Source organism: Phyllobacterium trifolii (assembly GCF_014192095.1).
In the GTDB taxonomy this organism is placed as follows: Bacteria; Pseudomonadota; Alphaproteobacteria; order Rhizobiales; family Rhizobiaceae; genus Phyllobacterium; species Phyllobacterium trifolii.
Map to the genome: position 1 here is coordinate 1 of NZ_JACHXN010000019.1, position 24,179 is coordinate 24,179.

At 54.7% G+C, this 24,179-nt stretch carries 24 protein-coding genes; 7 read left to right on the forward strand and 17 right to left on the reverse strand.

Going from position 1 to position 24,179, the window contains the following annotated elements:
* Positions 1-214: 214 nt before the first annotated feature.
* Both FHS21_RS22890 and FHS21_RS22895 read right to left on the reverse strand, forming a co-directional pair.
* Positions 215-1,990, reverse strand: coding sequence for a thiamine pyrophosphate-binding protein (locus tag FHS21_RS22890; protein ID WP_112532065.1), 1,776 nt, complete (start codon positions 1,988-1,990; stop codon positions 215-217).
* Entirely contained in the window at positions 1,990-3,582 is a 1,593-nt protein-coding gene (locus tag FHS21_RS22895) for an FGGY-family carbohydrate kinase (RefSeq protein WP_112532064.1), read from the reverse strand. The genes FHS21_RS22890 and FHS21_RS22895 overlap by 1 nt, the downstream gene beginning before the upstream one ends.
* A 296-nt stretch (positions 3,583-3,878) precedes the next feature.
* Here FHS21_RS22895 and FHS21_RS22900 point away from each other — a divergent pair, with 296 nt between their 5' ends.
* The 5 genes from FHS21_RS22900 to FHS21_RS22920 all read left to right on the forward strand — a co-directional run bounded on the left by FHS21_RS22900 (position 3,879) and on the right by FHS21_RS22920 (position 8,684).
* On the forward strand, positions 3,879-5,591 hold the full coding sequence (locus FHS21_RS22900; RefSeq protein ID WP_183664113.1) for a glycerol-3-phosphate dehydrogenase/oxidase: 1,713 nt from the start codon (positions 3,879-3,881) through the stop codon (positions 5,589-5,591).
* Positions 5,588-6,379, forward strand: a complete 792-nt coding sequence (locus FHS21_RS22905) for a GntR family transcriptional regulator (protein WP_183664115.1) — start codon at positions 5,588-5,590, stop codon at positions 6,377-6,379. The genes FHS21_RS22900 and FHS21_RS22905 overlap by 4 nt, the downstream gene beginning before the upstream one ends.
* A gap of 828 nt (positions 6,380-7,207) precedes the next feature.
* Positions 7,208-7,477 (forward strand): antitoxin, encoded by a 270-nt coding sequence (locus FHS21_RS22910; protein WP_112532060.1) that lies wholly within the window; start codon positions 7,208-7,210, stop codon positions 7,475-7,477.
* The gene (locus tag FHS21_RS22915) at positions 7,474-7,878 is read left to right on the forward strand and encodes a type II toxin-antitoxin system VapC family toxin (protein ID WP_183664117.1); all 405 of its coding nucleotides are present in this window, start codon (positions 7,474-7,476) and stop codon (positions 7,876-7,878) included. The genes FHS21_RS22910 and FHS21_RS22915 overlap by 4 nt, the downstream gene beginning before the upstream one ends.
* Positions 7,879-8,330: 452 nt before the next feature.
* On the forward strand, positions 8,331-8,684 hold the full coding sequence (locus FHS21_RS22920) for a type II toxin-antitoxin system prevent-host-death family antitoxin (RefSeq protein ID WP_183664119.1): 354 nt from the start codon (positions 8,331-8,333) through the stop codon (positions 8,682-8,684).
* 213 nt (positions 8,685-8,897) lie between these two features.
* On the opposite strand, the gene FHS21_RS22925 is transcribed toward FHS21_RS22920, so the two are convergent.
* The 8 genes from FHS21_RS22925 to FHS21_RS22960 form a co-directional block, all read right to left on the reverse strand.
* Entirely contained in the window at positions 8,898-10,337 is a 1,440-nt protein-coding gene (locus FHS21_RS22925; protein WP_183664122.1) for an amidase, read from the reverse strand.
* A gap of 25 nt (positions 10,338-10,362) precedes the next feature.
* Entirely contained in the window at positions 10,363-11,208 is an 846-nt protein-coding gene (locus FHS21_RS22930) for a BtpA/SgcQ family protein (protein WP_112532055.1), read from the reverse strand.
* Positions 11,209-11,229: 21 nt separating this feature from the next.
* Complete coding sequence (locus tag FHS21_RS22935; protein ID WP_183664124.1) at positions 11,230-12,171, reverse strand: carbohydrate kinase family protein; 942 nt, start codon at positions 12,169-12,171, stop codon at positions 11,230-11,232.
* Entirely contained in the window at positions 12,168-13,307 is a 1,140-nt protein-coding gene (locus FHS21_RS22940; protein ID WP_158482321.1) for a hypothetical protein, read from the reverse strand. The genes FHS21_RS22935 and FHS21_RS22940 overlap by 4 nt, the downstream gene beginning before the upstream one ends.
* A gap of 74 nt (positions 13,308-13,381) precedes the next feature.
* Positions 13,382-14,272: an ABC transporter permease gene (locus tag FHS21_RS22945; protein WP_246411149.1), complete on the reverse strand. Its 891-nt coding sequence runs from the start codon at positions 14,270-14,272 to the stop codon at positions 13,382-13,384.
* Positions 14,273-14,369: 97 nt separating this feature from the next.
* Positions 14,370-15,857, reverse strand: coding sequence for a sugar ABC transporter ATP-binding protein (locus FHS21_RS22950; RefSeq protein WP_183664128.1), 1,488 nt, complete (start codon positions 15,855-15,857; stop codon positions 14,370-14,372).
* A gap of 81 nt (positions 15,858-15,938) precedes the next feature.
* On the reverse strand, positions 15,939-17,042 hold the full coding sequence (locus tag FHS21_RS22955; protein WP_112532050.1) for a substrate-binding domain-containing protein: 1,104 nt from the start codon (positions 17,040-17,042) through the stop codon (positions 15,939-15,941).
* Between the two features lie 98 nt (positions 17,043-17,140).
* A complete protein-coding gene (locus FHS21_RS22960) occupies positions 17,141-17,893 on the reverse strand; it encodes a glutamine amidotransferase (RefSeq protein ID WP_183664130.1) in 753 nt (250 codons plus the stop codon).
* A 171-nt stretch (positions 17,894-18,064) separates the two neighbouring features.
* Here FHS21_RS22960 and FHS21_RS22965 point away from each other — a divergent pair, with 171 nt between their 5' ends.
* Entirely contained in the window at positions 18,065-18,817 is a 753-nt protein-coding gene (locus FHS21_RS22965; RefSeq protein ID WP_162702089.1) for a GntR family transcriptional regulator, read from the forward strand.
* On the opposite strand, the gene FHS21_RS31600 is transcribed toward FHS21_RS22965, so the two are convergent.
* From FHS21_RS31600 to FHS21_RS22980, 3 genes are all read right to left on the reverse strand, one after another.
* Positions 18,722-19,054, reverse strand: coding sequence for an autotransporter outer membrane beta-barrel domain-containing protein (locus FHS21_RS31600; RefSeq protein WP_183664272.1), 333 nt, complete (start codon positions 19,052-19,054; stop codon positions 18,722-18,724). The genes FHS21_RS22965 and FHS21_RS31600 overlap by 96 nt on opposite strands.
* Positions 19,000-19,356, reverse strand: a complete 357-nt coding sequence (locus FHS21_RS22975; RefSeq protein ID WP_183664132.1) for an autotransporter outer membrane beta-barrel domain-containing protein — start codon at positions 19,354-19,356, stop codon at positions 19,000-19,002. Before FHS21_RS22975 ends, FHS21_RS31600 begins: the two co-directional genes overlap by 55 nt.
* 743 nt (positions 19,357-20,099) lie before the next feature.
* Positions 20,100-20,276: a hypothetical protein gene (locus tag FHS21_RS22980; protein ID WP_162702087.1), complete on the reverse strand. Its 177-nt coding sequence runs from the start codon at positions 20,274-20,276 to the stop codon at positions 20,100-20,102.
* 687 nt (positions 20,277-20,963) lie between these two features.
* On the opposite strand from FHS21_RS22980, the gene FHS21_RS22985 reads away from it, so the two are divergent.
* Complete coding sequence (locus tag FHS21_RS22985; protein WP_183664134.1) at positions 20,964-22,238, forward strand: hemolysin family protein; 1,275 nt, start codon at positions 20,964-20,966, stop codon at positions 22,236-22,238.
* Between the two features lie 220 nt (positions 22,239-22,458).
* On the opposite strand, the gene FHS21_RS31605 is transcribed toward FHS21_RS22985, so the two are convergent.
* The 4 genes from FHS21_RS31605 to FHS21_RS31405 form a co-directional block, all read right to left on the reverse strand.
* Positions 22,459-22,728, reverse strand: coding sequence for an SDR family oxidoreductase (locus FHS21_RS31605; protein WP_376772193.1), 270 nt, complete (start codon positions 22,726-22,728; stop codon positions 22,459-22,461).
* Between the two features lie 63 nt (positions 22,729-22,791).
* Positions 22,792-23,232: an oxidoreductase gene (locus tag FHS21_RS22995; protein ID WP_281386138.1), complete on the reverse strand. Its 441-nt coding sequence runs from the start codon at positions 23,230-23,232 to the stop codon at positions 22,792-22,794.
* Between the two features lie 62 nt (positions 23,233-23,294).
* On the reverse strand, positions 23,295-23,699 hold the full coding sequence (locus FHS21_RS31400; protein ID WP_312879918.1) for a zinc-binding dehydrogenase: 405 nt from the start codon (positions 23,697-23,699) through the stop codon (positions 23,295-23,297).
* Positions 23,683-24,174 carry an alcohol dehydrogenase catalytic domain-containing protein gene (locus FHS21_RS31405; RefSeq protein WP_376772191.1) on the reverse strand — a complete coding sequence of 164 codons (492 nt, stop codon included), beginning with the start codon at positions 24,172-24,174 and terminating at the stop codon, positions 23,683-23,685. Before FHS21_RS31405 ends, FHS21_RS31400 begins: the two co-directional genes overlap by 17 nt.
* Between the last annotated feature and the right edge of the window lie 5 nt (positions 24,175-24,179).

Below are 24,179 nucleotides of genomic sequence, written 5' to 3' on the forward strand. Positions count from 1 at the left end.
GACATTCAGCGTCGCATGTTCCAAAGTCAGCGAAATATCGCTGAGATGGGGTTTTCCGCCCACTACCTTGGATACATTCCGCAGTTCCAACATTCCTACTCCTCCCAAATGCTTTCATTCTGAGCCTTGTTCATTTCAGTTCTTCGGCCTCCACAAGAGATCTGAAATGCGGTGAATCCTTAAGCCCCTCCACACTTTGGATCGCCGGCCATGCCTACTCCTCCAGTGCTGGCGATATCTTCCAGTCTCTCAGTTTGTAGACGGTTCCGGGCCGGGGCCGTGGTTCGCTCGCCCCCTCCTTCATCCGCCGTTTGAAACTGTGGATGGGCGTTGCAAGATCATCGATGCGAATTTCAACAACGGATGGACCGTCGCAAGCGAAAGCCTTGTCCAGCGCCGGCCCGATCTGGTCGGGTGTTTCGACGTAAAAGCCTTCGAGACCCAATCCCTGCGCTGCAGCTGCAAATCCAGGCTTGCAGCTTTGGTTCTCCAACAGTGCAGATTGAACGTTCTTGAAGAAAATATCCTGCCACAGCTGAATCCAGCCGAGCCGACCATTGTTCAGGACAATATTCACAACCCGTTGCTTGTGTTGCAGCTGGCTCGCCAATTCGCCGATCGTGTAGGAAAACCCTCCATCTCCGGCCACGGTCACGACACGGACACCAGGGCGTGTGGCAGCTGCACCAACGGCCGCGGGGGTCGAATATCCCAGTCCGCCTTGTCCACGTGCATAAAGGAAGCTACGGCCGGCCTTTTTGGCCGGGAGAAAATTGGCGATCCATCCCGCAGAGAAGCTGGCATCAGAGATCACGATATCGTCTTCACCAAGTCGTTTGGCCAGCTCGAACATTGCACGTGGCGGCGAGATCGGAACTTGGTCGCTAACAATCTCGATGCGTTTTTGTTCTTCGCCTTCCGCCTTTACCGCGCTAATCCGCTCGATCCATTGAGGATGCGACTGATTATCGAGCGCAGCGTTCAACAGACTAAGCGTCTCGCGAACATCGCCGAACAGCGGGACTGTCGGACGGAAGGTTCGTCCATGCTCCAACGGGTCAGCATCGATGGTGATTGTAGCCTGTTCCGGAAGAGGCAATGTCCAATTCATCGCGGTATTCTGGCTGGCTTTCGAGCCGCACCAGATCACAAGATCGGCCTCTTTGATCAGCTCGATAGCTGCCCAGGAACCAAGTGGATTCAATGCGCCAGCGGCGTATGGCAGCGTCTCTGCCACAGCGCCGCGGCCCGTCAAACTGGTGACTACGAGGCCCTGGAGCTTTTCTGCGAAAACACCAACATCCCCGGTTGCGTCCGATCCATGTACGCCTCCGCCGCACACCAGTGCCGGACGTTTGGCCCTGCGAATAAGGCTGATAGCCTCTTGGATCGGACCTGCAGGCGGCGCCGAGCGCAGGTAGGGCGCACGGATCGCTCGATCGTCGATTGCAATCTTGATTTTCTCTTCATCCCATTCGGCATCAAAAATGTCGTGTGGAATAATCAACGCCACCGGACCTTGGCGCGGTGACGTGGCTGTGCGAAACGCTGTCCGGATCAGTTCGGGCAGCGCTGCCACGGATGGAACCAGCCAAGCTTCCTTTGAAATGGATTTGAAGAAAGTCAGCTGGTCAAAGCCTTGGGAGGCAATTCCTTTGTCCTTAAGCGGCAGCCAGTCGAGCGGCAATTCACCGACAATGCCAATCATTGGAATGGAGGCATTCAGGGCTTCTACAAATCCAGCGGAGAGCAGATTGGCTCCCGGACCGACTGTCACATCGCAAACACCGGGCTTCCCGGTCAACCGCGCATAAGCGTCAGCGGCGTAGGCCGCATTGCGCTCATCGCGCATCAAGATATGACGAATTCGGTCGGTACGGCGAGAGATGCCGTCATGCAACGCTGTCGTCTGGCCGCCGGGCATGCCGAATATGAGCTCCACGCCATATTGCGCCAGCATTTCCGATACCAGATCTCCTATATGAGCCATTACAATTCTTCCCTGCGTGTTTGTGTGTGTTCGTGTGCCAAGGCGCGTTGACTCCCCGGCGGGGGCGACGTTTTGCTTCTTGTCGGTTTGTTCCAGATGGCGGCGATGCTGGTGACCGTTTCCTTGTAGGTGGAATACTTTTCTTCAATCGCAGAAACCCTTTCGGTAACGGGATCAAAGCGCCGTTCGACCACGACCATTTTCTCGATTGCCGTTTCAATGTCCGCATAAAGCCCGCTTGCAACAGCGCCGCATATGGCAGCACCCTTGGCACCGAATTCCGTACCGTTGGCTATCTCAACGGGAAGGTTTAAGCCGTCCGCGAACATCTGCGCCCACACGTTGCTCCGCGACGGTCCTCCAGCGAGCCGCACGACGTCGGGGATGGCCGCATCAGGTCCTTTCAGGTGGGTCTCGAGGTCGTACTTGTGCGCAAAGACAATGCCTTCATAGACGGCTCGCATTACGTCACCTAGATCGTTGTCAGCCGTCAGACCGAGAAAGCCTCCAGGAGCACCTTGAGGACCGCCAAAAAGGAAAGGGAAAAACAAAATATCGTTGTCCTTCTTGAGGGCGATATCTACCAATGCGTTGCAAACATCATAGATGGATTTACCTTCCTGCAAGGCGCGATCACCCTCTGCTGAAAGCATCGTCTTACACATCCATTCCAGGTTGCTTGCCGATGTGGGCGTGGCTGAAGTCGCAAGAAAGGTCCTGGCAACCGGGTAGGCCGCTTGAATGGTCGGCAGGGGGTTCAAGGTTGGGCGATGATGTAGGGTGGAGTTGATACTGAATGTTCCCGCCACAACGGCCAGCTGGTTGGGAGCCGTGACACCTGACGCAAGTGCGCAGCCCACTACATCGTAAACGCCCCGCGCCACGGGCGTACCGGCAATCAACCCAGTCTGATGTGAGGCAGCTTCGCTCAGACCTGCGGCAATATCTGTCGATGGCAAGACCGGCGGCAGCTTACCGATCCACTCGCCGAGGCCGAGCTGTTCAAGTGCGGTGCTCGCGATTGTACCGGTATTGACATCAATAATACCGGCACAGCCGCCGTCCGTTGCATCCGTGGAAATATCGTTACACAGCCGCATCCTCAAAAAGTCCTTGCATAGGAGGACGTGTGCGGCGCGGTGGAGTGTCTGCGGTTCAAATCGCGAGAACCATGCCAGCAGAGCCAAGGTCTGTCCGGGCCATATCTGCTGTTGTATGTGTGTCGAAAGATCCTTCGACAGTCCTGCCTTCGACCATTCATCAATCAGGGCAGCGCTGCGGGAATCAGTGGAAACAACGCCGTTGCGCACCGGTCGCCCTTCCTTGTCGACGATGAAGACACCTGCTCCAAATCCTGATGGTGTGATCGCAATGATTTGCTCCGGCGCAGTGCCGGTCTTCTCCATCACGCTTCGGATCGCCTGGCACGTCGCCTGCCACATGGCGTCGGCGTCGCGTTCGGTCCAGCCCGCTTTGGGAAACAACATTTTGTTCGGGCGACGCTCGCATGCCAGTTCGTTTCCGAAAGGATCGAACAGGGCAACCTTCGTCATTGTCCCGCCGGCGTCTATGCCGATGAGGCGCTCACGCATTTCTCCTCCCTCTTGCCGCTTTACTCGCCCACTCCTCTGAGCACTGCCAAAATTCTCACTTTGGATCACGACAACTTGTTATTATGAGTTAGCCTATCCAAACTTTTATAATAGTCAATCACCCATTTCCGTTTCCGAAAGAATTGATGGTTTTGTCAACCACATTGGCATTTTTGGCAAATTTTCGTGTTCTTTACATCCGAGAGCTGCTTTCCAAAACTCTGACTTGTAATTATAAGTCTACGCAACCGACTTGCCATTGAACGGCGGAGTTGGACCCGAGGGAGGGCGTAGCAATGCGAACCAGAGCTGATGTTCTTGAGCGATTGAATGCAATACAGGGTCGCTCAGGCAATATCTTGATTGTCGGTGGCGGAGTTAATGGGCTGGGGCTGTACCGTGATCTGGCGCTGCAGGGCTGTCCAGCAGTGCTTATCGACAAAGGAGACTTTGCGTCTGGTACAAGTGCGGCTCCATCCCGGCTTATTCACGGCGGTCTGCGTTATCTCGAGACCGGTGAATTCGCATTGGTGAAAGAGTCGGTTATCGAGCGCAATCACCTGCTTCTCAACGCATCGCACCTCGTCCATCCCTTGCGGGTATGGGTGCCCGCATTCAGTTGGGTGGGCGGCGCATTCTCGGCAGCATTGCGATTCCTGCGGCTGAAGAAAACGCCAGGTGCCAAAGGCATCTTCGTCATAAAGCTCGGACTTTCGTTTTTCGATCGCTTCGGCAAGGCCAATCAGACAATGCCGCGCCATCGGCTCGTGGGATCCAAAGAAGTAAGGAAACGTCTATCCCAGCTTTCAAAAAAGGTGCGGGCTGTTGCCGAATACTACGATGCGCGCGTAACACATCCAGAAAGACTTGCGCTCGAGCTGGCCGGGGACGCCGAACGCGATTGCCCTGAATCGATCGCGATACCATACATGTCTTTGCGGAGTACGATTGACGGCAAGGTCGAACTTTACGATGAGATCGGCAGGCAATCATTTTGGTTGCAGCCTTCGATAGTCGTTAATTGCGCTGGCCCCTGGGTCGATCAGGTTAACCGCGGCCTTGGTATCGATCGTCGCCTTATGGGAGGTACGAAGGGTTCGCATGTTGTCCTTGACAGACCAGATCTCGCTCTAAAACTGGATGGTCTAATGTTATATTTCGAGACTCACGACCATCGCGCCTGCCTGATTTATGCGCTCGATAAAAGGCACGTTTTGCTCGGGACGACTGACCTGCGAACCAGCGATCCAGACGATACGGTTTGCTCCGACAATGAGATCGACTACCTGTTCGAGGTTTTGGAGCAGGTGCTGCCGGGCGTGAAGCCAAGAAGGCAAGACATGGTGTTTTCCTATGCTGGCGTTAGACCCCTTCCCTATAATGATGGCGGAGCCACTGGTGCAATTAGTCGCGATCATTTCCTGACGACTTTTGGCCCTGATGACGACCGCCCTTTCGCTGTCGTGAGTTTGGTCGGTGGCAAATGGACCACTTATCGGGCGTGCGCGGCGCAGATGTCGGATGTGGTATTGCGACATTGCGGCAGGTTAAGGATCCACGACACTCTTGAGGTTGAAGTTGGCGGAGGCAAAGGGTTTTCGCCAAAGCCGCATGACGTGGCGACAAGGAGCCAGGCGCTCGCACGATCTCGCCGCATGGAGGTTGATGACGCAATAAGGCTGTTCAACCGCTACGGCAGCACTGCCGAAGCTATTGCTGCCGAGGTTGAAGCCTGCAATCATGAGCGTCTAACCTTTGCACCAGACTATTTTGTTGGCGAAATCGTTTGGATCGTTAAAAATGAACGCGTGACCAGGCTTGCCGATATTATTTTGCGACGGACATTGATGGCATTTGAGAACAAGGCAAGTGACGGGGTTATCCGGGAAGTCGCCGGCATAGCTGCTTCAACATTGAAATGGCATGAAGCTCACATGGAACATGAAATTCACCAGACGATCGATTCGCTTCGCTTGCGCCATCATGTTCGGATACCCTTGCCGATATGAATACATCTGTAAAACAACGAAAGTTGGTCACCAAAACGGCGAACAGGCGCCTTCCCGAACGTCGCCCGATAAGTGACGGCGGAACGCCACTATGGGCACAGGTAAAATCTTCGATAATCGAGATGATTGCAGACGGCAGGATGGAGCCTCGTTCAAAACTTCCTTCCGAAACCGAGCTTTGCGAAACATTTGATGTCTCCCGAACGGTTGTGCGTGAAGCATTGAAGCAACTCGTCTTCGAACGTTTGGTGTACAAGCATCAGGGAAAGGGGACCTTCGTCGCGGAACGGCGTGATGAACAGGATTTTATTGGATCAACAGTTGGTTTCAGCGATGAGTTGATGGGCAAGAACAAGCTGGTAACACGTCGTGTGATTCGCCAGGAAGTAGCCCTTCCCACCTCGCGGGCGCGCAAACTGCTGCGGCTCGAAAGGGATGAGCGCGTTGTTTTGATTGATCGCGTTATGATTGTCGATGGGGAACCGAGAACCCTCGTGCGCATCAGTCTGCGCCAAAGTGCAGTACCAGGAATTGAAGCGCTGCCGCTCGAAAACCGCTCACTTTATGAAACCCTCCGCCGACAATATGGCATCAGCCTCAAGCGCGCTGAAAGGTGGATCGAAGCCTATACGCCAACCGCAGAAGAAGCGCAGTTGCTGCAAGTTCCAGCTAATAGGCCTTTGGTTTCAATTGAGTCCTGCTCTTACGGAGATGGCGACGATCCTATTGAATATTTCGTAGCTATCTACAGGACCGATCGTGCCAGACTTCATTTCGTAATCAAATAGTATCGAAACCAGCAGGCTTGCAAACATCCTCAATTTCGGATCAAACGCGTGGCAGTGAGTCCTATAAGCATTGTTAAACCGTGAATATTTGAACTTTGAGAATGCCGTGGGACACGAACCGGATCGGTCTCGCGGACGAACAAATTCAAGCACAAGAAGTCCTTGACTTCGGCGTTTGTTCAGAGCCGCAACCTGCGGATAAACCTTCCTTTGAAAATGCCGATAATTCCTGATTTGTGACGAATTTGATTGGTGCCTTAAAGGCTACAATTCTGATCAACAGCAGTTCAACGTCCATGAAGGAGCGCGCGCGCCGCCACCAAATCGCCGATGTGAAAACTACTGTCAAATCGCGCATACACTGCGGCTAGCTGCGAAGGCAAGGTCGCTATCGGCGACCTGCCCTGCGCCGTTGCTCTTTGTATCCGCAGTAAGCCTAACTAATGATGTCTACTTGACAGCTTTTAAGCGGCAGAACCAAAAAATATTCATTGACAAGCACTTAGCTTGACTGAATTGAGCTCTGACCTACCGCATACCATCAAAAAACCAACCATAGAAACAAACGGTCGGACCGCGCGAGTGTTTTTGCGCGTCCTGCACGGGAAAAAATTGATATCTCGTCTAGTGAGCAAGCTGCACACGTGTTCACCGGCGGCTCCCGCCGCAAAGATTGGAGATCGAGATCACAGAGAGCGCTCTGGTCCGCGACAAACAGAGAGCGGCGCAGCCGCGCCGCCTTCATTCGATAGGATACCCGGCCGCCAGCTACTTGTAATCTACCTCGGCACAATGTATATGTCTTTGTATATGCAAAAAGAGGTCAACATGCCCCAACTCCGACACCATGAGCCAGAGCCGTCAAGGGAGGCCAAGCTCTTCCGCAACAACAAGAGCCAGGCCGTGCGTATCCCGGCCGACTTCGAGCTTCCCGGCGACCGAGTGATGATCCATCGTGAGGGTGATCGGCTCATCATCGAGCCGGTGCGCCGCAAGAACCTGCTGGAAGTACTGGCCGGTCTGGAACCGCTCGGGCCTGCAGATCAGTTCCCCGAGATTGATGATACCCTGTTGCCGCTGAAGGATATCGACCTGTGAGCAACCGCTACATGCTGGACACCAACATCGTGTCCGAACTGGCGCGCAACCCGCATGGCGCTGTCACCAGACGCATCGCCGAAGTTGGACCGGATGCGATCTGCATCAGCATCATCACGGCCGCAGAGTTGCGATATGGTTGCGCCAAGAAGGGATCTCCGAAGCTGATGGCGCAGATCGAGGCCATCCTTGGGAGCTTGCAGGTGCTAGCGCTCGATGTGCCCGCTGATGCCGAATATGGCGGTATCCGTGCCGAACTGGAAGCAGCTGGAAAGCCCTTCGGCCCGAATGACCTGTTCATCGCCGCCCATGCCTATGCACTTGGGGCGGTGCTGGTGACGGCCAATACCGGGGAGTTCACGCGCGTCCGCGCCCTGCGGATCGAAAACTGGCTGGGCTAGACGTTTGCAGCGCAACCGCGCCGTCTTCTTGCATCCCGAGCGGTAACCACAGAAGACGTTATGCGATCTTCGAAGCACAGATCGAGAACATTGCCAGGGGTGTGTTGAAGCTAGCTTTGATCACCGTTTCGTTCGGCTTATGGTGCGAGTGTTGTCCAGAACAGGCGATACTCAATAGCGACAATCATGCATGCCATGGCGCACCATTCTGACCGAGCGACCGAAAAGCGCTGTTCGCCTTGGGTATCTCGATCGCAACTGATGATTTGGAATTCACCGAGCGATCAAGCGTGTGCTTTCGCACCGAAATGGGCGATCGTGCTGTATCCAAAAGATGTCGTTAGCGATATGCACTAGACTGATGGCTTCAAACAAAACTCGAAGACGAAGCGGCAACTGATCATTTACAAGGGATACAAAATACATATAATATATATTTTAAGGAGGCGATCATGCTCACATTCTCGTCAATCGAACTTCAAAAACAGATCGGCGACGTCCAAAGAGCAGCGTCTCGCGATGCTGTCGTTATTACATCCCACGGAAAGCCCAGGAACATTCTGCTGTCGGTGGAGGAATTTCGCCGTCTAAAGGAAGCGGCCGGCGAAAAGGTGCCTAACGACCTAAAGGCTAAACGGGCTGTAACCGTTCATCATCTTCCAGATCCACTCGGTTATGACGTATCCGACTTTAAGGCCGCCGCCCGAAAGATGGCCGAAGACGCTTTGTCTGGAAAAACCAAGAAGGCGGTAAATCAGGAGCTTGCGGCTGTGCGGACACGCTTTCCTAAACTGAGAGCCAAATGATCGAGACGGCTGGTCCTGAAGATATTAGGTCCCCAAAATTCCTGATCATGGACAACACACCACTGTCGCTTCTGGGAGCCCATCGAGGCCTTGGACTGGTTTTTTGAGCCAGGCTGCGATGTATGGGGGTCTGCCAAACAACATGTTCCGCTAAGAAACGCCTACGCACACGCGGAGGCACCTTCCAAGGATCGTGGCTGATAGCACCCGAAACTATGGGGCACTTATGGGAGGCCGACGTTTGTCCCAATGCAACTCCTGTTCCATAGTATGAGCAAGCCGCAGCAGAGTGGCTTCATCTCCGTAACGCCCGACCAATTGCACCCCGACAGGAATTCCGCTGTGCGTTTCGGCCACGGGGACTGACATGGCCGGCAGACCGGACATGTTGAACCCAAACAAATAGCCAGCATCGGACCAACGATGTAAATATCGTTTGAGATCACCGTCTTCCATCGACCAATAACCGACAGGACGTGGAGTCTGAGTTAAAGTTGGGGTGATGAAGACATCGTACGCGGCAAGGTCTTTCGCGATTTCTTGACTTGCTTTTCTGACGGCCGCGATACCATGAGCATAGTCGATTGCAGAGAGAGATCGACCGTATTCCAATAAGGACCAATTGAAGGGGGCAAGTTCCTGTTGTTCCACCGGTCTGCCGCTGACGCCTGCTAGTCTATCGAAATCGGCCGCAGTTTCCACGGCATTGATGACATTATAGTGCAGCCAAGCCGCTTCGAGGGAGACTGACAATTCGTGTTGTTCCACGTGGTGACCGAGATTTGCGCATAAGCGAAGCGTTGCTTGAAGGGAGTCCATAACCTCGGGAGCGTATGGCTCCCCCCAAGGCTGCTTGAGTGCATAACCAATGCGCAACCCTTTGGGTGGAATCGCCAGCTGGCTCAACCACGGGCTTATGGGCATGGGTGCTATATAGGGATCTCCGGGTACCGAGCCTGCAACACTATCAAGGTAAGCAGCTGTGTCCCGGACTGTGCGTGTTACGCATAATGTTGCAATGCTACCGTGCCAAAGATCAACGGTTTCCGGACCATACGTGATGCGCCCCCGTGAGGGCTTCAGACCGACGAGCCCACAGCATGATGCTGGCACGCGAATGGAGCCGCCGCCATCCGATGCCTCTGCGAGCGGCACCATGCGGGCGGCAACAGCAGCTCCTGCCCCCCCGCTCGAACCTCCCGATGTTATCTCTGGATTCCACGGATTTAGTGTAGGTCCGTACAGCCGCGGTTCTGTTCCAATCGACCAGCCCCCCTCCGGCGCATTGGTGCGACCGAGCAGCAGAAAACCGGCGGCCTTGATCCGGCTGACCATATCTGAATCATGATCACAGACGAAATCCCGCATGTAACTAAGTCCGTTCGTCAGACTTGTTCCACGCCACATAGATCCAATATTCTTCAAAAAGAACGGGACGCCACCGAACGTTCCTACAGGTGGATTTAAGGCTGCCTTACGTGCCAAATCGAAAGTTTCGATTACCATTGCGTTGAGCCGCGGATTTAGCGCTTCGACAATAGCGATCGCGGTGTCCAATAGTTCCACTGGAGTCACCTGACGCTGGCGCACCAGCATCGCGAGTTCAAGCGCATCGCTTCTTGCATAGAGCTCTGTCAGATCGGAGGTCGCCATGGCCGTAATTCCTCATCGCTCATCATCAGTCGGCATTGTCGCGCAAAGGCCTGACTTGCTCCACCAGCCTGCGGACCCGCTCGATCTCAACGGCGTTCCACCAGACACCATCGAACTTGAGGCTTGAACCAACGATCGCGCCGTCAAGTTTACGCAAGAGTTCGCCAGCATTGCCTGCCGTAATCCCGCTTCCCGCAATCACGGGTAGCTGTGTTCCGCTGCGCACTGCAGAGATTTCGGTCTCGGGCACAGAGTCTCCGGTACGATTTCCGGTGGCAATGGTAACATCCGCACCGTAGAACTCCGCGTCAGCGGCCTGCTCACCGATCGAACGATCCCCGACGATGGCGTGCGATCCGTGTTTCACATGCACATCTGCAAATATGGCAACATCCTGTGCGTCGATCTGTTTGCGGTAACGCAGCGCCTTCGCGCTTTCTCCTTCGATAATACCCTCGTTGCTGACATAGGCATTTACCCACTGGTTGACGCGGACAAATTTAGCCCCGCTGGCTTTCGCGATCGCAAGCGATCCAATCGAACCATTGGCGAGAAGATTTATGCCAACAGGAACGCCAACATTGCGCGCCACTCTATCTGTAATCACCGTCATTGCCGCGATGATTTCCGGGCCGATTTCATGTGGTTTCAAGAACGGAATATCGCCGTGGTTTTCTATAATGATGCCGTCCATACCACCCGCAACGAAGGCATCTGCATCGCTCAACGCCCGACTGATAATTGCTTCCATCGTTTCATTTGCATATCGCGGGGTTCCAGGGAGAGGCAAAAGATGGACGTCCCCGATCAGTGGCTTTCTGATCTTGAAAATTTTGTCGAGGTAGGATGATCGTTGTTCCGAGATAAGCATCTTGCTTCCAATTTATTGAGTTCATGATCGACTGCCGCCGGAAGACAGCGGGCGTATTGCTGCCTCCACTATTTGCAGCCTTGTCAGTTTCTCGTCGGCTGTTGGCTGCTTGGTGGCCAGCGCACCGGATGCTTCCACGATGTAGGATGAGGAGACAGTCGCCATTGCCGCGCAGCCGACTGGAGACTTGCCTGCAGCCAATCCTGCGACAAATCCACCGCAATAACCGTCTCCAGCCCCGGTAGTGTCCCTGACATTGGCGGGCAGTGCGGGCACGTGGGTGAGCGTTCCCGTTCGAGCCTCACACACAAGCGACCCTCGCGCTCCAAGCTTGGCAACCATATGGCATTTGTAACGAATAGCATTTTCCTGAAGCCAGGATTCAAGGCTGGATGGCTGCCATATGCGCTCAATCTCCGCTTGGCTTGGCAAGAAGGCCGTAAGATGGGAGAGGAAATCCAGTTCAAGGTACATCGAAGATTCGATGAAATTGTCGGACAGAATGTCCATCGCCAAAATTGGTTTGGTTTTTAGTGAGCCAAGTTTTTTCGCATTGGAAATGGAACTCGCGGGCCCCTGCGGAGCAATATGGAACGCGCTGGCTCGGGCGTAAGATTCCGGTAGCGGCCCGCGTTGTTCATCAAGACCGAGAGCATCGGAAGAGGAAAGTTTTGGTACCTGCTGTTTGTGAATGTCGCTCTCATGCAGCAACCACAATTCCAGGCCATTGCCTTGGCATTGACCGATGCCTGACGCGTCAATCCCGCGTTCTTCAATCAGCCTGCATGTTTGAGCAAAATAAGGCTTGCCGGCCACTGAGTGAATGCCAACCCCTTCGCTCCATATGTGAGCGCCCACCGCCGAATAGAGTGCGCCTCCGCCCTGCACGGCCATCGAGCATGTGCCGTTGGCGAGGATAATATCGTCCGTTGTCAGCCAACCAATAGTGACAACGTTTATCATACGTGGCCTCCACGGTCATTCAGACAACGGATAACTGGCTGGAGCATTGCCGCATAGACAAGGGCTTTGGATAGATCCACGATGTCCGAGAGAGCGGCCTGAGGTGAAGCGAGATCGAAGTGGCGGTTTATGCCAGGGAATCCAAGGAGCAGAATATTGGGCGTCTTTAGCATCACGCTGATATCGTCACTACGTGAGGTGTAAATGTTGTTGGATTCTTGAACCTTTGTACCCAGTCCCGGCAAGAGATCGATTAAATGCCGCGCCAATGCATATAAGCTTGGTGGCGTCACCGCGCCTCGGGCAAGACTCGAGAATTCACTGAGGACTGCACCCTCGCCTATGCGTACGGAATTCTGGGGCTCGGAGGTCATTTCTTCCGTGTTCAAGGTCATACCGGCCTGCTGCATATCGGCAATGATCGCCAGATCCGGAGGCGGAAGCTGATCGATGATGCGTGATCCTCCCCTACCCATGACCTGATTACCGGATCCGGTCGGTCCTTCTTCCTCATCCGGGAAAGCGAACAGCGCATTGACACCCGCTTCGGCCAAGAGTGGAGCGGCCACTGCCAGCGCGGACACTCCGCCGGCATTGTCAAAATGCCCGGTCCAATATCCATCCTCCTGCGGCAAGCACGGCGTTACCGGAACCACGCGATCCCCTGGTCGAAGACGGGTCGATTGATCCTTTGGCCTAAAAAAGGCATTTCCCAATTCCGACTCAATCCAGCCGTCGTCGACGACAAAGTAACGCTCGTTCAGCAGATCGTAACGGTAGGCTTGTGCCTGCCGTGTTCCATTAATGGTGAGATGGTAGCAGAATGGGACAAGCGGGAATCTGCGTCCATCGAACGGTCGCGTCAAGTAACTGATCGTGTCCATATGTGCGAAATACCATAGGGGCTTTGGCAATGACTGGTCACCTGCAATCAATACCGTGCTGGCTGTATTGCGAAAGTTGGAATCAAGAACCAGCTGCCCGTCTTTCAATGCCCCGTCGCTTCTGAGAAGATCTTGCAGGACCGGCGCGCGCATGGCAGTTGCTGCCGTTGATGGTGCAGGTGTGTCAGCGATTGCCGTCAGATAGCGGGCAATCCTGTCGGGGGTGATGTAGGCGTCGACGCCCGGTTGCATATCCCGCAACTTTTCTGAAAGGTTGGCCAAATGATCTGCAATGGATGCTAGGGACGAGAGATTTGAATTTCGCATCAGGACCGGCCAGACCGAGACATGAAATATACGGCAACAACAATTAGGGCACCCTTGAAGAGTTGCTGTACATAGGGGTCGACGCCCGTAAGGTTGAGGATGTTTGCCAGAACACCGATAATCAAAGTGCCAAGAAACGTGCCCCCAACGGAGCCTTTACCGCCAAAGAGTGAGGTGCCGCCGACAACAACAGCGGCGATCGCATCAAGTTCGTAGCCTTGGCCTGCGATTGGTGTGCCGATGCTCAGCTGCGAGGCATAAACGAGCCCGGCCAATCCCGAAACCCCGCCAGCTATGACATAAACGATGATCTTGTAGAGGCGCACCGGAACACCCGACAGTCTCGCCGCTTCTTCGTTGGACCCGATGGCGTAGACACTGCGGCCGAATGCCGTGAGGGAGAGAATTATTGCGCTAACGGCAAGGATTGCGAGAAGGATGAGCGATGGAATGGGGATACCGAACAGGTAGTCGTTGCCAAGATCATAAAAGGCTTCGTTGAGGATCGGGATGGGCGTACCGCCAGTGTAGAGAAAAGCTAGGCCACGTGCGAAAGACAGCATTCCAAGTGTCATGATAAACGGTGGTATGCCAGCAGATGCGACACCCAGACCATTGACCAGACCTGCGGCCATTGCCACCAATAGTCCGAGCGGGATAGCAATCGCCATGCTGTGAGTTTCTAAAAGACCTGCGTAGATGACAACTGACAGTCCGAGGATAGATCCGACCGAGAGATCAATCCCGCGCGTCAAAATGACGAAGGTCATGCCAATCGCGAGAATGCCGACAATGGCCACCTGCCGCAGAATGTTCAAAAGGTTCGCCGGTGTCAAAAACCTGTCGGAGAGAAAAGAGGCCGCGATCACAAGGATAATGAGGGCAGCCAATACGCCTACTCTCCGCCATATCCTGGCGGCTGACACGGAGTAGGTTTGGAAAGACGTAGGAGTTTTCAGCATTTGAATTGAATCTTCCGGTTATGGATCATTCGGCCAAAGCGGCCGCTCGCATGATTGTGTTTTCGCTTGCTTCATCGCGCGACAAGGTGACTGCAACTTTGCCCCGGCGCAAAACCACGATCCGGTCCGCCAGTCTCAGAATCTCCTCCATCTCAGATGAAATGAGGATGACGCACATGCCAGACCTGACCAATTCATTGATCAAGCTGTAGATTTCGCTTTTTGCACCGATATCGACTCCTCTTGTGGGTTCGTCGAAGATGAGAATACGTGGTTCGACGGCAAGGGCCCGGGCGATGAGAACCTTCTGTTGGTTTCCGCCGCTGAGAGTACGGATTTCCGCATCGGGGCCTGACATGCGGACGTCAAGCCGCTTGACGGCCCCTTTGACGTAGCGCCGTTCCAATGAACGGTTTAAAAAGCCGAGTTTGCGAAAGCGGGCCAGATTAGAAATGGTCGCGTTTTCCAGGACAGATCTGTTGGGTAAGAGACCAAGCGTCTTTCTGTCTTCGCTGACATAGGAAATGCCGAACCTGGCGGCAGTATTTGGACTGCGCAATCGCACAGCTTTACCGAAAACCTTGATTGTTCCGGATGTCGGGCGGATTATCCCGGCAACGGCCTTTGCTACTTCGGTTCGCCCCGCGCCGATGAGGCCTGCCAATCCCACAATCTCGCCTTGGCGCGCGATGAAAGATACGTCATCGAAAGTGCCCCGAAGGCCGAGATGGCTAACCTCGAGGGCGGGCGAGCCGAATTCGCGAACCTGTACATCATGGATCGGAAATTCTCTCCCGATCATCCTGGCTACCAGCCAATCCTGGTCAATCGCTGAAACCTTACTGACGCCGGTTCGCGACCCGTCCCGCAATACGGTTACCGTGTCAGCAATGCGAAAAATTTCCTCGAGGTGATGCGAAATGAAAACAATACCTATTCCCTCAGTCTTTAGTTTTGCCACCAGGTCAAATAGCGTCGACACCATGCTTTCGTCGAGGACAGCTGTCGGTTCATCGAGAATGAGCACTTTTGCCTGGAAGGAAATGGCCTTGGCAATCTCCACCATCTGCTGCTGGGCAATACTAAGTTCCCCGACGGGACGTACAGGATCGATATCGATCATCAGCCGTTTCAAGAGTTCCCTGGTATGCTCCCGTATGCGCCTGCGGTCCACCAAACCCCACCTTGTGTGTGGAAAGTGGCCAAGAAAAATATTCTCCTCCGCTGATAGATGCGGAGCGAGAGACAACTCCTGGTGGATCACAACAACACCCTCGGCAATCGCATCCCGGGGCGATCGAAGTGTCGTTTCGACACCCTCAATCAGCAACTTTCCTCTGTCAGGCCTGTGAACGCCCGCCAATGTCTTGATCAGTGTCGACTTTCCAGCGCCATTCTCACCGACGACAGCGTGGACTTCTCCGGCATGGACCGTAAAATCCACGCCGGAAAGTACAACATTTCCGTCAAACGCCTTCGTCAGCGCTACAGCTTCAAGAAGGATTTTGTCCATTCCGATTGTCCTGCACTATGCGTGAGCGAGCATCACAAGTTGTCTGGCCAGAATTCATATCCCGGCCAGGACTGTCTCGCGTTACTTGCACGGATCAAGCGTGGGCTCAAAGTTGCCCCAGCCACGACCGATCCATTCATCGGCATTGTCGGCCACCACTGTCGGAGAATCCGGTAACTGAAGGCGCTTGCCGGGCATATCGTAATCTTGCGTGCCGGGTATTTCCTTCCCCATTAATTTGTAAAGTGCGGCACGGAGACCGACATCCGCTATAAACGGGGTATAGTTTCCATCAGCGCTGAAGGTTCCGGCTTTGACGGATTTGAATCCGGCATTGGAACCGTCAAATGTGTAATGCCGGATGTGATCGCCACAACGCTTTGCCCGTGCAATGGCAAGCTGCGCGCCCCAAGACGATTCCTCCGCGTGCGAGAAGACAGCGTTGATATCCGAATGCGCCGTCAGGAAATCCTCCATGAGGGGTACCGCCGGTTCGCGTATCCATTGGCCATCGCCGACAGCCAGGACTTTGATATCCGGATATTTTGCCAGGACATTCTTCATGCCTTGATCACGATCCACAGCTGGAGAAGATCCCTTGAGGCCGGTAATGACAACGATATTGCCCTTCCCGCCAAGATCCTTGGCCATGTGCTCAGCGACTTGTTCCGCCATGGTGACATTACTTTGGCCGATAAACAGCGTTTTGTCCGTTGGCACGTCGCGGTCCATGACGATAAGCGGTATGCCGGCGCTTTGGACGGCTCTCGCCGCCGGGACAAGGGCAGCCGATTCTACGGGGCTAAGCAGAACGGCATTCACACCGCGGGCCAATAGATCGCGGACATCGTTGCTCTGCTTGGCGACATCGACGTTGCCGTCGAGTATAACAAGCTTGACGTTAGGGTGACGGCAGGCTTCAGCCTGGAGCGACTCCAGCATCGAGACACGCCAGGGATGGTTGAATGCAGTCTGCGAGAAGCCGATGGTAATATCTTTGGTATCTCCACCAATAGCAATCGGACCTTCGTCAAGCGGCAGAACCGATGTGAATGGGAGCTGTTTGTAATCCGCCAAGAGCTGCGTACAGGTCTTCTGCGAGATAGGCTGGGCGTCCTCTGCATATGCGGAAGATGCGGGAGGCAGGACGGCGATTGATAAAATGGTGAGCAAACGTTTCAACATGCTTTGGTTCCCCTTTGCCTTGATGGCGATACATTGATGAACGGTAGTTCTGGAAAGCTTGATACGCTCCTTCTGTTTGGTGGATACGAGTGGGCTCCTTATCGTTTGGCGAGCCAACTCACGATATTGAGCCAGAGTATGGGATAACCTTCCCACGCTACGAATTCCGGCGGACCCCAGTGGGGGCCACAGTCGGATGAAAAGATGGCGCTCCGTCCAGCGCCGGGTTGACGCACTGCGATGAAGGGCTGGTCGCCAAAACGTGCCACAAGATGAGCATCGGGATGCAAGGTAGACTTATTGAATCCTAGAAAATGCGGCCACTCGGTCAGACCAGCAACTGTAGGATGTGCCGTATCGACAATCTCGGGCCGGATACCCTGCGGCTGTTCGCTCCTGTCATCAGATGCTTGAAGTGAAACAGGCAGAATCCCTTCGACCGGACTATCTTTGTAATTACCTTTGGCCTGGATGCCCTGAAAGGTCAGATATCCGCCAACCATCAGCAAACCGCCACCACCGCGCACAAAATCGGCAAGCAACTGCAGCCGGTTGCCTGATCGCTCCGATCGTATGATTGTGCGGTCCGGTAGAAGAAGTGTGTTCGCGCCAATATCGCTGAGGACCACCACGTCGAACTTATCGAGTTCTTCCTTGCTTGTCGGAAAACTGTCTGCAGCAATATGGCTCGGCTGGTATGTCACATCCACGCCAGCATCGCAAAGGGCTGCGATCATTTCGGTTCCGCCCTCATGATAGGAGGACATTTCGAAAGAATCGAAACCTTTCACATGTATGCTATGCGTCATCCAGGACTCACCGGCAAATAGAAGTTTTATAGGTTCAGACATGCGTGAAGGTGCCTTTTAACTTGTTGGTTTGTCCGATAAATCTGCAGAGTTCGAAGTTGGATGATTGCCTATATCGTGAGGTCGGGAAATGAGCGTTGAATGGTCTGGACAGCACACAATCTTGCATAAACTCCACTTGCATTGTCATGACGTTCGTACGATATGACTGCAATGTGGAACAAACCGCTTCCCGAGTCCAGTCCTCTTCCGCTGTGGTTTCAGATTGCGGAGCGTTTGCGTGATGCTATTGCCACAGGGATTTTCAAGCCGGGAGACGCATTGCCCTCCGAGACCCAGTTGAATGAGGTCTTCGGCATCAGCCGGTCAACTTCTCGCGCGGCCCTAGACAGACTTGAACAGGAAGGTCTGATTGTTCGCAAATCCGGCAAAGGCTCGATCGTCCTAAACCCACGAATCGACCAGCCGGCCAACGAGATGCTCGGCTTTTCTGATGACATGCGGCGTCGCGGGTTCACGCCATCGCATGAAACGTTGTTCGCCGGCCGGGTTCGTGCCTCAGCAGAAGTTGCAGAGGCGCTTGGAGTAAAAGTAAACTCGTCAATTTATCAATCGCGGCGACTATTAAAGGCCGATGGAACCCCAATTGGCTTTGCCGTATCGTGGCTCTCCCCAAAATTCCTCCAGGATAAACCTCCCCCCTCCATAAGGACGCTCAACGAAGGCTCGTTATACGAATGGCTCCATCGCGAGTTTGGAGCAAAAGTTGTTCGCGCCTCAGAATACATCGAGGCAGCGGTTGTCCAGGCAGAAATGGCAGGTCATCTCCATGTGGCCCCAGGTGCTCCCGTGCTGATTATTCGCCGCAGTTCATTTGTCGAAGACCCGCAACCGATCGAGTATGTCATCCTGTATTTCCGGGCAGACCGGTATCGCTTTCAGCTTGAATCGGGCGTAATTGTTTGAGACAGCTCTTGTTCGAGGTGTTTGCCAAATTGAAACCGCCCGAGGACAGCAAAGGCGACGAGTGCTCCCAACAAACCAATTGCAAGGGCAGGATTGGCCCAGTGTGTCGGAGGTTATATCGCTGTCGTACCAGTTGAGTTGCGTCTGCCCGTCGACATAGAAGCCGTTCTGGCCAAGCCAGGTCAGCGTGCCGCCAAAACCGTAGCCGTCGGTGTCGATGGAACCCTTGCCGAACAGGAGGAAACGTCGGTTGAAATCTCGCCAGACTGGAACGTCACGCCGCCCATCAGTGTACCGGACTGGTTTTCGTAGAGCTTGCCGTCAAGGCCCGACTGCAACCTCCAGGTGTTGTAATCATAGTCTGTCTGCGTGGTCGAGCGGTCAGGATCGACCCGCGAATGCGCGCCGTCGATGCGTGCCCATATGGCTCCCGCATCAATGGTGGTGCAACAACGCGACGATATTGATGACGATCTTTTCAAAGCCGCGGCAGACATTGCCGATACGTGGACGAACCTTTCAGTTTCAACCGCAAACAAATTGCGCTCTCTCCAGGGGTTGCCGCCGATAAAGTTTCCTGCTGGGAACTAAGACCTAATTTGATCAAACTCTGCCCGCTCCAATCTGGCAAGCAGGATCCGAAATGCCTCATCCGTGGCAATGGGAAAGTGGCCTGACCTCATTGCCTCCTGAAATTCGTAGTTCCCCATACCGCGCCTCAGCCATTGGGCGGTTGCCATTGAATTAGATTGCCATGATACCACTGGTCGCCCTACCCCGTTATGGTTTGGAACACGCCGGGAGGAGGTTTGTTCCCCCCTTCCGCCACAATTGTCCACCGGTGGACATACGATTGTAGCAAGGAAAATTAAGCGTAAATTGGTTTGGACGATTGGGAGGTGACGATGAACAAACGCCTCGACCACAGACTTGAATGCCCAAAGTGCGGAACGATCTATCTGCGCATCCCGGGCGAAGTGCAGGCCCACACTTTCAATGTAGCTCATGTGACAGAGTGCTAGGGAGATGGATGGATTTGGAAAGTGATTTCTTTGCCCAAGGTGGAGCCAGCGGCATCTTTGAATTGCATGACGGCCAAATCATACGCAGGGAATGATCCTATGCGAATAGATTTCGATGACGATCAGATGATAGGCGGAACGACCCGCCTTACAACCTTTACGGCGTCCTATTCTGTATCGGTATTGGCCTTGCCGGCGTAACTGGTTGGCTGGTTTATTTAGAACGCCTAGAGCCAATGTTTTTATGGAATCAATGAGCCTCAGAACTTCACCCTGAACCCCGCGGTGCCATTGGGACTGTAGCTGTCAGCAAAATTGGACAGGCTGGTGTTGATGGAAACCTCGCTGTAGAGCGAATATTTGTCGTCATTCCAGTTATAGCTGCCGCCAGCACCGGCACCGCCCCAGGTGCGGTCATTGGCCGTGGCGAAGTTCACGCCGGAGACATCGGTGTCGTTGCCACCGAGGAACGAAACCGGTGGCAGCCCTGAGATTACGAGCGGTCTCCAAGCAGCGAGTGCTTATCTCGGGCGGTGCTGATCGATCGCTGCTGTCGCTATCTGCTTCGGGTCACGCATCAAACGCGAAAGAGAGAGGAGAACGAGACACACACATCACCGTAACTTGCCTCTTCCTCCTCCCAAGTAGGCTGACCGCAGATCGGGGTAATGAGGGAAACTCGGTCAGTCCTCTCAGAATACACCCGATCCGGACCGCGATAAGCATGGCCATCCGGCTGTCCGCCTAAAGGCGTATCCCGAATTTCCTTCTGGGCTCCTGGTAATCAATTCCTTTATCGCCGCATCCGCCGTCGCGGCTCCGAAAACCCGCCTCCCAGCGACATTCTTCACTGGAAATCGTAAAGCCATAAACAAGACGGGGCTTGCAATGACTATCGCCGAGCTCAAAAAAGTCCTATGAGGACAGCCGTCGCCACTTGTCCAGAGAAACGATAGCCGAGAAAATCAAGCTCCCTATGGCTTCGACGAAACATGTTCAACCTCCATTGCCTGTTGGACAGCTTCTATGCTTGGCTAAAACGACGCAATTACCTAATTCGTTGCAGCCGGGCATTTAACGAATCCGGCTGTGAACGTTTCGTCCTGGAGTTAGTCTGAAGTCTTATGTTTGAATTGCTGGTTCTCGGTTTTCTTATTCTCCTGAACGGAGTTTTCGCACTTTCTGAACTTGCGGTGGTCTCGGCACGTAAGGCTCGACTGGAGATGTTGCTCGATCGCGGTGTCGCGGGAGCAAGCGCGGCCATTGCGCTTTCGGAGAATCCCGGGAAGTTTTTATCAACGGTTCAAATCGGCATCACACTCGTCGGTATCATCGCGGGTGCGTTCTCCGGCGCAACACTTGGATCGCGCATGAGCGTATTCCTGGCTGGTGTCGGCGTGCGCGCCGATATCGCCGATGTGGCAGGTTATGCTCTCGTTATCGGCATCATCACCTATCTTTCGGTAATCATCGGCGAACTTGTTCCCAAACATCTGGCTTTGAAGAATCCGGAGCGTATTGCCTGCTTCATCGCCCGCCCCATGAACATCCTATCGCTCGTCGCTGCGCCGGCCGTCTGGAGCTTGGATGCGTCGACGCGCGGTGTGTTCAGGCTCCTTGGCATATCGACTGCTTCCGAAAGCGCCATCACCGACGAGGAAATCCTGACGATCGTTGCCGAGGCGGGCAGCACCGGCGTAATCGAGGAGGCAGAACGCTCCATGATATCCGGTGTCATCAGGCTCGGCGATCGCAGCGTGCGCGCCGTCATGACACCGCGGACCGAGGTTGAGATGGTCGACGTTGGCGAAGATGCCGTCTCATTGAAACGTAAACTCATCGCAGCCAGCCATTCCTGTCTTCCGGCTTTTGACGGTGATCGCGACAACGTCGTCGGCGTCATAATGCTTCGGGATATGATCGAGCCGATGCTTGCATCCTCGGCGGTGGTCATCCGCGACCACGTGCGGCACGCTCCGATCATTCCCGATACGATGGATGCGTTGGCGGCGCTCAAGGTCCTGCGGAACGCCGATGTGCCAATGGCCCTCGTTCATGACGAATATGGTCACTTTGAGGGACTTTTGACCCCCGGCGATATTCTTGACGCCATTGCAGGCGCGTTTCGCTCGGATGAGGATCAGTCAGAGAATGAGGCGGTGCTGCGGGACGACGGATCGTGGCTTCTTGCGGGTTGGATGCCGGTCGATGAAATGGCGGAGCTGCTTGGTCTCGACCTGCCGGAACACCGCCACTACGAGACGGTAGCGGGCTTTGTGATCGATCACTTCGAAAGGATTCCCGCAACGGGAGAGGCAATAGAAATCGAGAAATGGCGGTTCGAGGTCGTCGACCTTGATCATCGCCGTGTCGACAAAGTTTTGGCGTCACGTTTGTAACCAGCAGAGCCTCGAGGAAAATCCAACAAGGAGGAGGAAGCGCATTGCCGCCGTAGGGTGTCGATCACTGCGCAGCGGTGGGACTAGCGAGCCATTGCAGGTCTTCAGGATGTCAACGGCGGCAACAGTTCATCAATCCTGCGGCTGGGCGATCACTACCAGCAAAGCAGCCGATCTCACCTAGATTTCTCCATCCACCATTGACGGCACTCGATCCCAGTCAATATGCAGTCTCATTCGACGCCAAGAACAGGGCGGCCTGCGCGATATCGCTGGCCCTGCCGATCCGACCGATTGGGATCTGCTGCTTTGCCTGTTGGCTTACATGTTGAACTTGCCGAACACTCAGGCAGGCGCTTGACAGAATACCATTGCCAATATGTCGGGGAGCGAAGGCGCTAACGCGAATACCTCGGGGTTGTGGTTCACTGGTCAAGGTCCGCGCTATCCACGGGATTGCCGCCCCTTGTGTCGAGTCTTCCCATTGCAGTTCTCGCTTCGCCTTGGTCTAACTGTACACGAGACTATACAAGTGTCACGATCGTCGAACACCTTATACGAAGATATAGCAGCTGGAGTTCTTGAAAAGCCCAGGAAAGGTGCCTATCAGCCCTGACGCGCTCAAAAACTCGACAATTTCCCCATCGCGGACGTCATCTTCCGCCTGCCCAGCCTGGTCGCGACGACGTGGCGCGGGTAGCTGGGGGACGATGAGGCCGCCGGCGTCATGAACGGCCGAGGTCACGCTCCTCCAGCCGGCGATCTGCGCGTCCGACCAGAGGCCTGGAGTGTCGGGGTAGCCAACGCCCTGCGGCGTCACCGAGGTCGCCTCTGTGATGATCAGGCCGGCGCTTGCCCGCTGGACATAGTGTTTCACGTTGATGGGCCCGGGACTGCGCTCGTTGAAATTGCGCGTCCGTGTCAGTGATGCCATGACGATCCGGTTCTTTAGCTGCAGGTCGCCGATCTGGACGGGGTCGAAGAGAGTGGCCATTGGTTTGCCTTCCATATCTATGGTAGAGCGGGGCGCCAGGAGCGGCGGCGCGGTCACAGCAATCACGTGGTGAGGATGATCTTGCCTACATGTTCGCCTGCTTCGAGCCTGGCATGCGCCTGAGCAGCTTGCTTGAGCGGGAACGTCCGGTCGATGATGCAATCGATTTTCCCCACCTCGACCATCGGCCAAACATGATGCTCGACCTGTACCGCGAGGCGCGCTTTCTCTTCCGGGCTACGAGACCGGAGAGTGGAACCTGTGATGATCAGACGCTTCTGCATCAGATCTGGAAGTGACAGCTCCACCTTTGCGCCAGCTTGAAAGGCGATCTGCACCAGACGGCCCATTGGCCTGAGGGCGCGGAGGTTCCTTTCAAAATAGGAGCCGCCGACCATATCGAGGACGACATCGACGCCGCCGTATGCACCTGCGACATCTACGAAGTCATCAGCAGTCGCGTCCAGCTATGTCGGCTCCCAGACTTAGCGCCTGGATTACCTTCCGGGGCCCCCGTCCGGTCGCTATCACACGAGCTCCAATAGCCTTCGCCATCTGAATCGCCATCACGCCGATACCCGAGGTCGCTCCATGGATCATAAAGGTCTCGTTACGCTTCAACATTCCATGCTCGATGACGTTCGCGTACACCGTAAGGGCCGCCTCCGGAAGAGAACAAGCCTGCAAGAAATCAAGCCCCCGTGGTACAGGGAGAGTGAGACCCTGATCTGCGATAGCATATTCAGCGTATCCGCCGCCGCCCAGCAAAGCCGCGACCCGGTCGCCAACCTTCCATCTGCTCACCGCGGTGCCCACTGCCGCGATCTCTCCCGACACCTCTAGGCCGAGCGTTTTTGAAGCACCTGGCGGCGGTGGGTACAGGCCAACGCGCTGGAAGACATCAGGTCGGTTAACACCCGCCGCGCGGACTTTGATCAGCACTTCTC

Coding starts and splice junctions, on each gene's coding strand:
- FHS21_RS22890 (WP_112532065.1), bottom strand. CDS start 1,990: ATGGCTCATATAGGAGATCTGGTATCGGAAATGCTGGCGCAATATGGC.
- FHS21_RS22895 (WP_112532064.1), bottom strand. CDS start 3,582: ATGCGTGAGCGCCTCATCGGCATAGACGCCGGCGGGACAATGACGAAG.
- FHS21_RS22900 (WP_183664113.1), top strand. CDS start 3,879: ATGCGAACCAGAGCTGATGTTCTTGAGCGATTGAATGCAATACAGGGT.
- FHS21_RS22905 (WP_183664115.1), top strand. CDS start 5,588: ATGAATACATCTGTAAAACAACGAAAGTTGGTCACCAAAACGGCGAAC.
- FHS21_RS22910 (WP_112532060.1), top strand. CDS start 7,208: ATGCCCCAACTCCGACACCATGAGCCAGAGCCGTCAAGGGAGGCCAAG.
- FHS21_RS22920 (WP_183664119.1), top strand. CDS start 8,331: ATGCTCACATTCTCGTCAATCGAACTTCAAAAACAGATCGGCGACGTC.
- FHS21_RS22925 (WP_183664122.1), bottom strand. CDS start 10,337: ATGGCGACCTCCGATCTGACAGAGCTCTATGCAAGAAGCGATGCGCTT.
- FHS21_RS22930 (WP_112532055.1), bottom strand. CDS start 11,208: ATGCTTATCTCGGAACAACGATCATCCTACCTCGACAAAATTTTCAAG.
- FHS21_RS22935 (WP_183664124.1), bottom strand. CDS start 12,171: ATGATAAACGTTGTCACTATTGGTTGGCTGACAACGGACGATATTATC.
- FHS21_RS22940 (WP_158482321.1), bottom strand. CDS start 13,307: ATGCAACCGGGCGTCGACGCCTACATCACCCCCGACAGGATTGCCCGC.
- FHS21_RS22950 (WP_183664128.1), bottom strand. CDS start 15,857: ATGGACAAAATCCTTCTTGAAGCTGTAGCGCTGACGAAGGCGTTTGAC.
- FHS21_RS22955 (WP_112532050.1), bottom strand. CDS start 17,042: ATGTTGAAACGTTTGCTCACCATTTTATCAATCGCCGTCCTGCCTCCC.
- FHS21_RS22960 (WP_183664130.1), bottom strand. CDS start 17,893: ATGTCTGAACCTATAAAACTTCTATTTGCCGGTGAGTCCTGGATGACG.
- FHS21_RS22965 (WP_162702089.1), top strand. CDS start 18,065: ATGTGGAACAAACCGCTTCCCGAGTCCAGTCCTCTTCCGCTGTGGTTT.
- FHS21_RS22985 (WP_183664134.1), top strand. CDS start 20,964: ATGTTTGAATTGCTGGTTCTCGGTTTTCTTATTCTCCTGAACGGAGTT.
- FHS21_RS22995 (WP_281386138.1), bottom strand. CDS start 23,232: ATGGCCACTCTCTTCGACCCCGTCCAGATCGGCGACCTGCAGCTAAAG.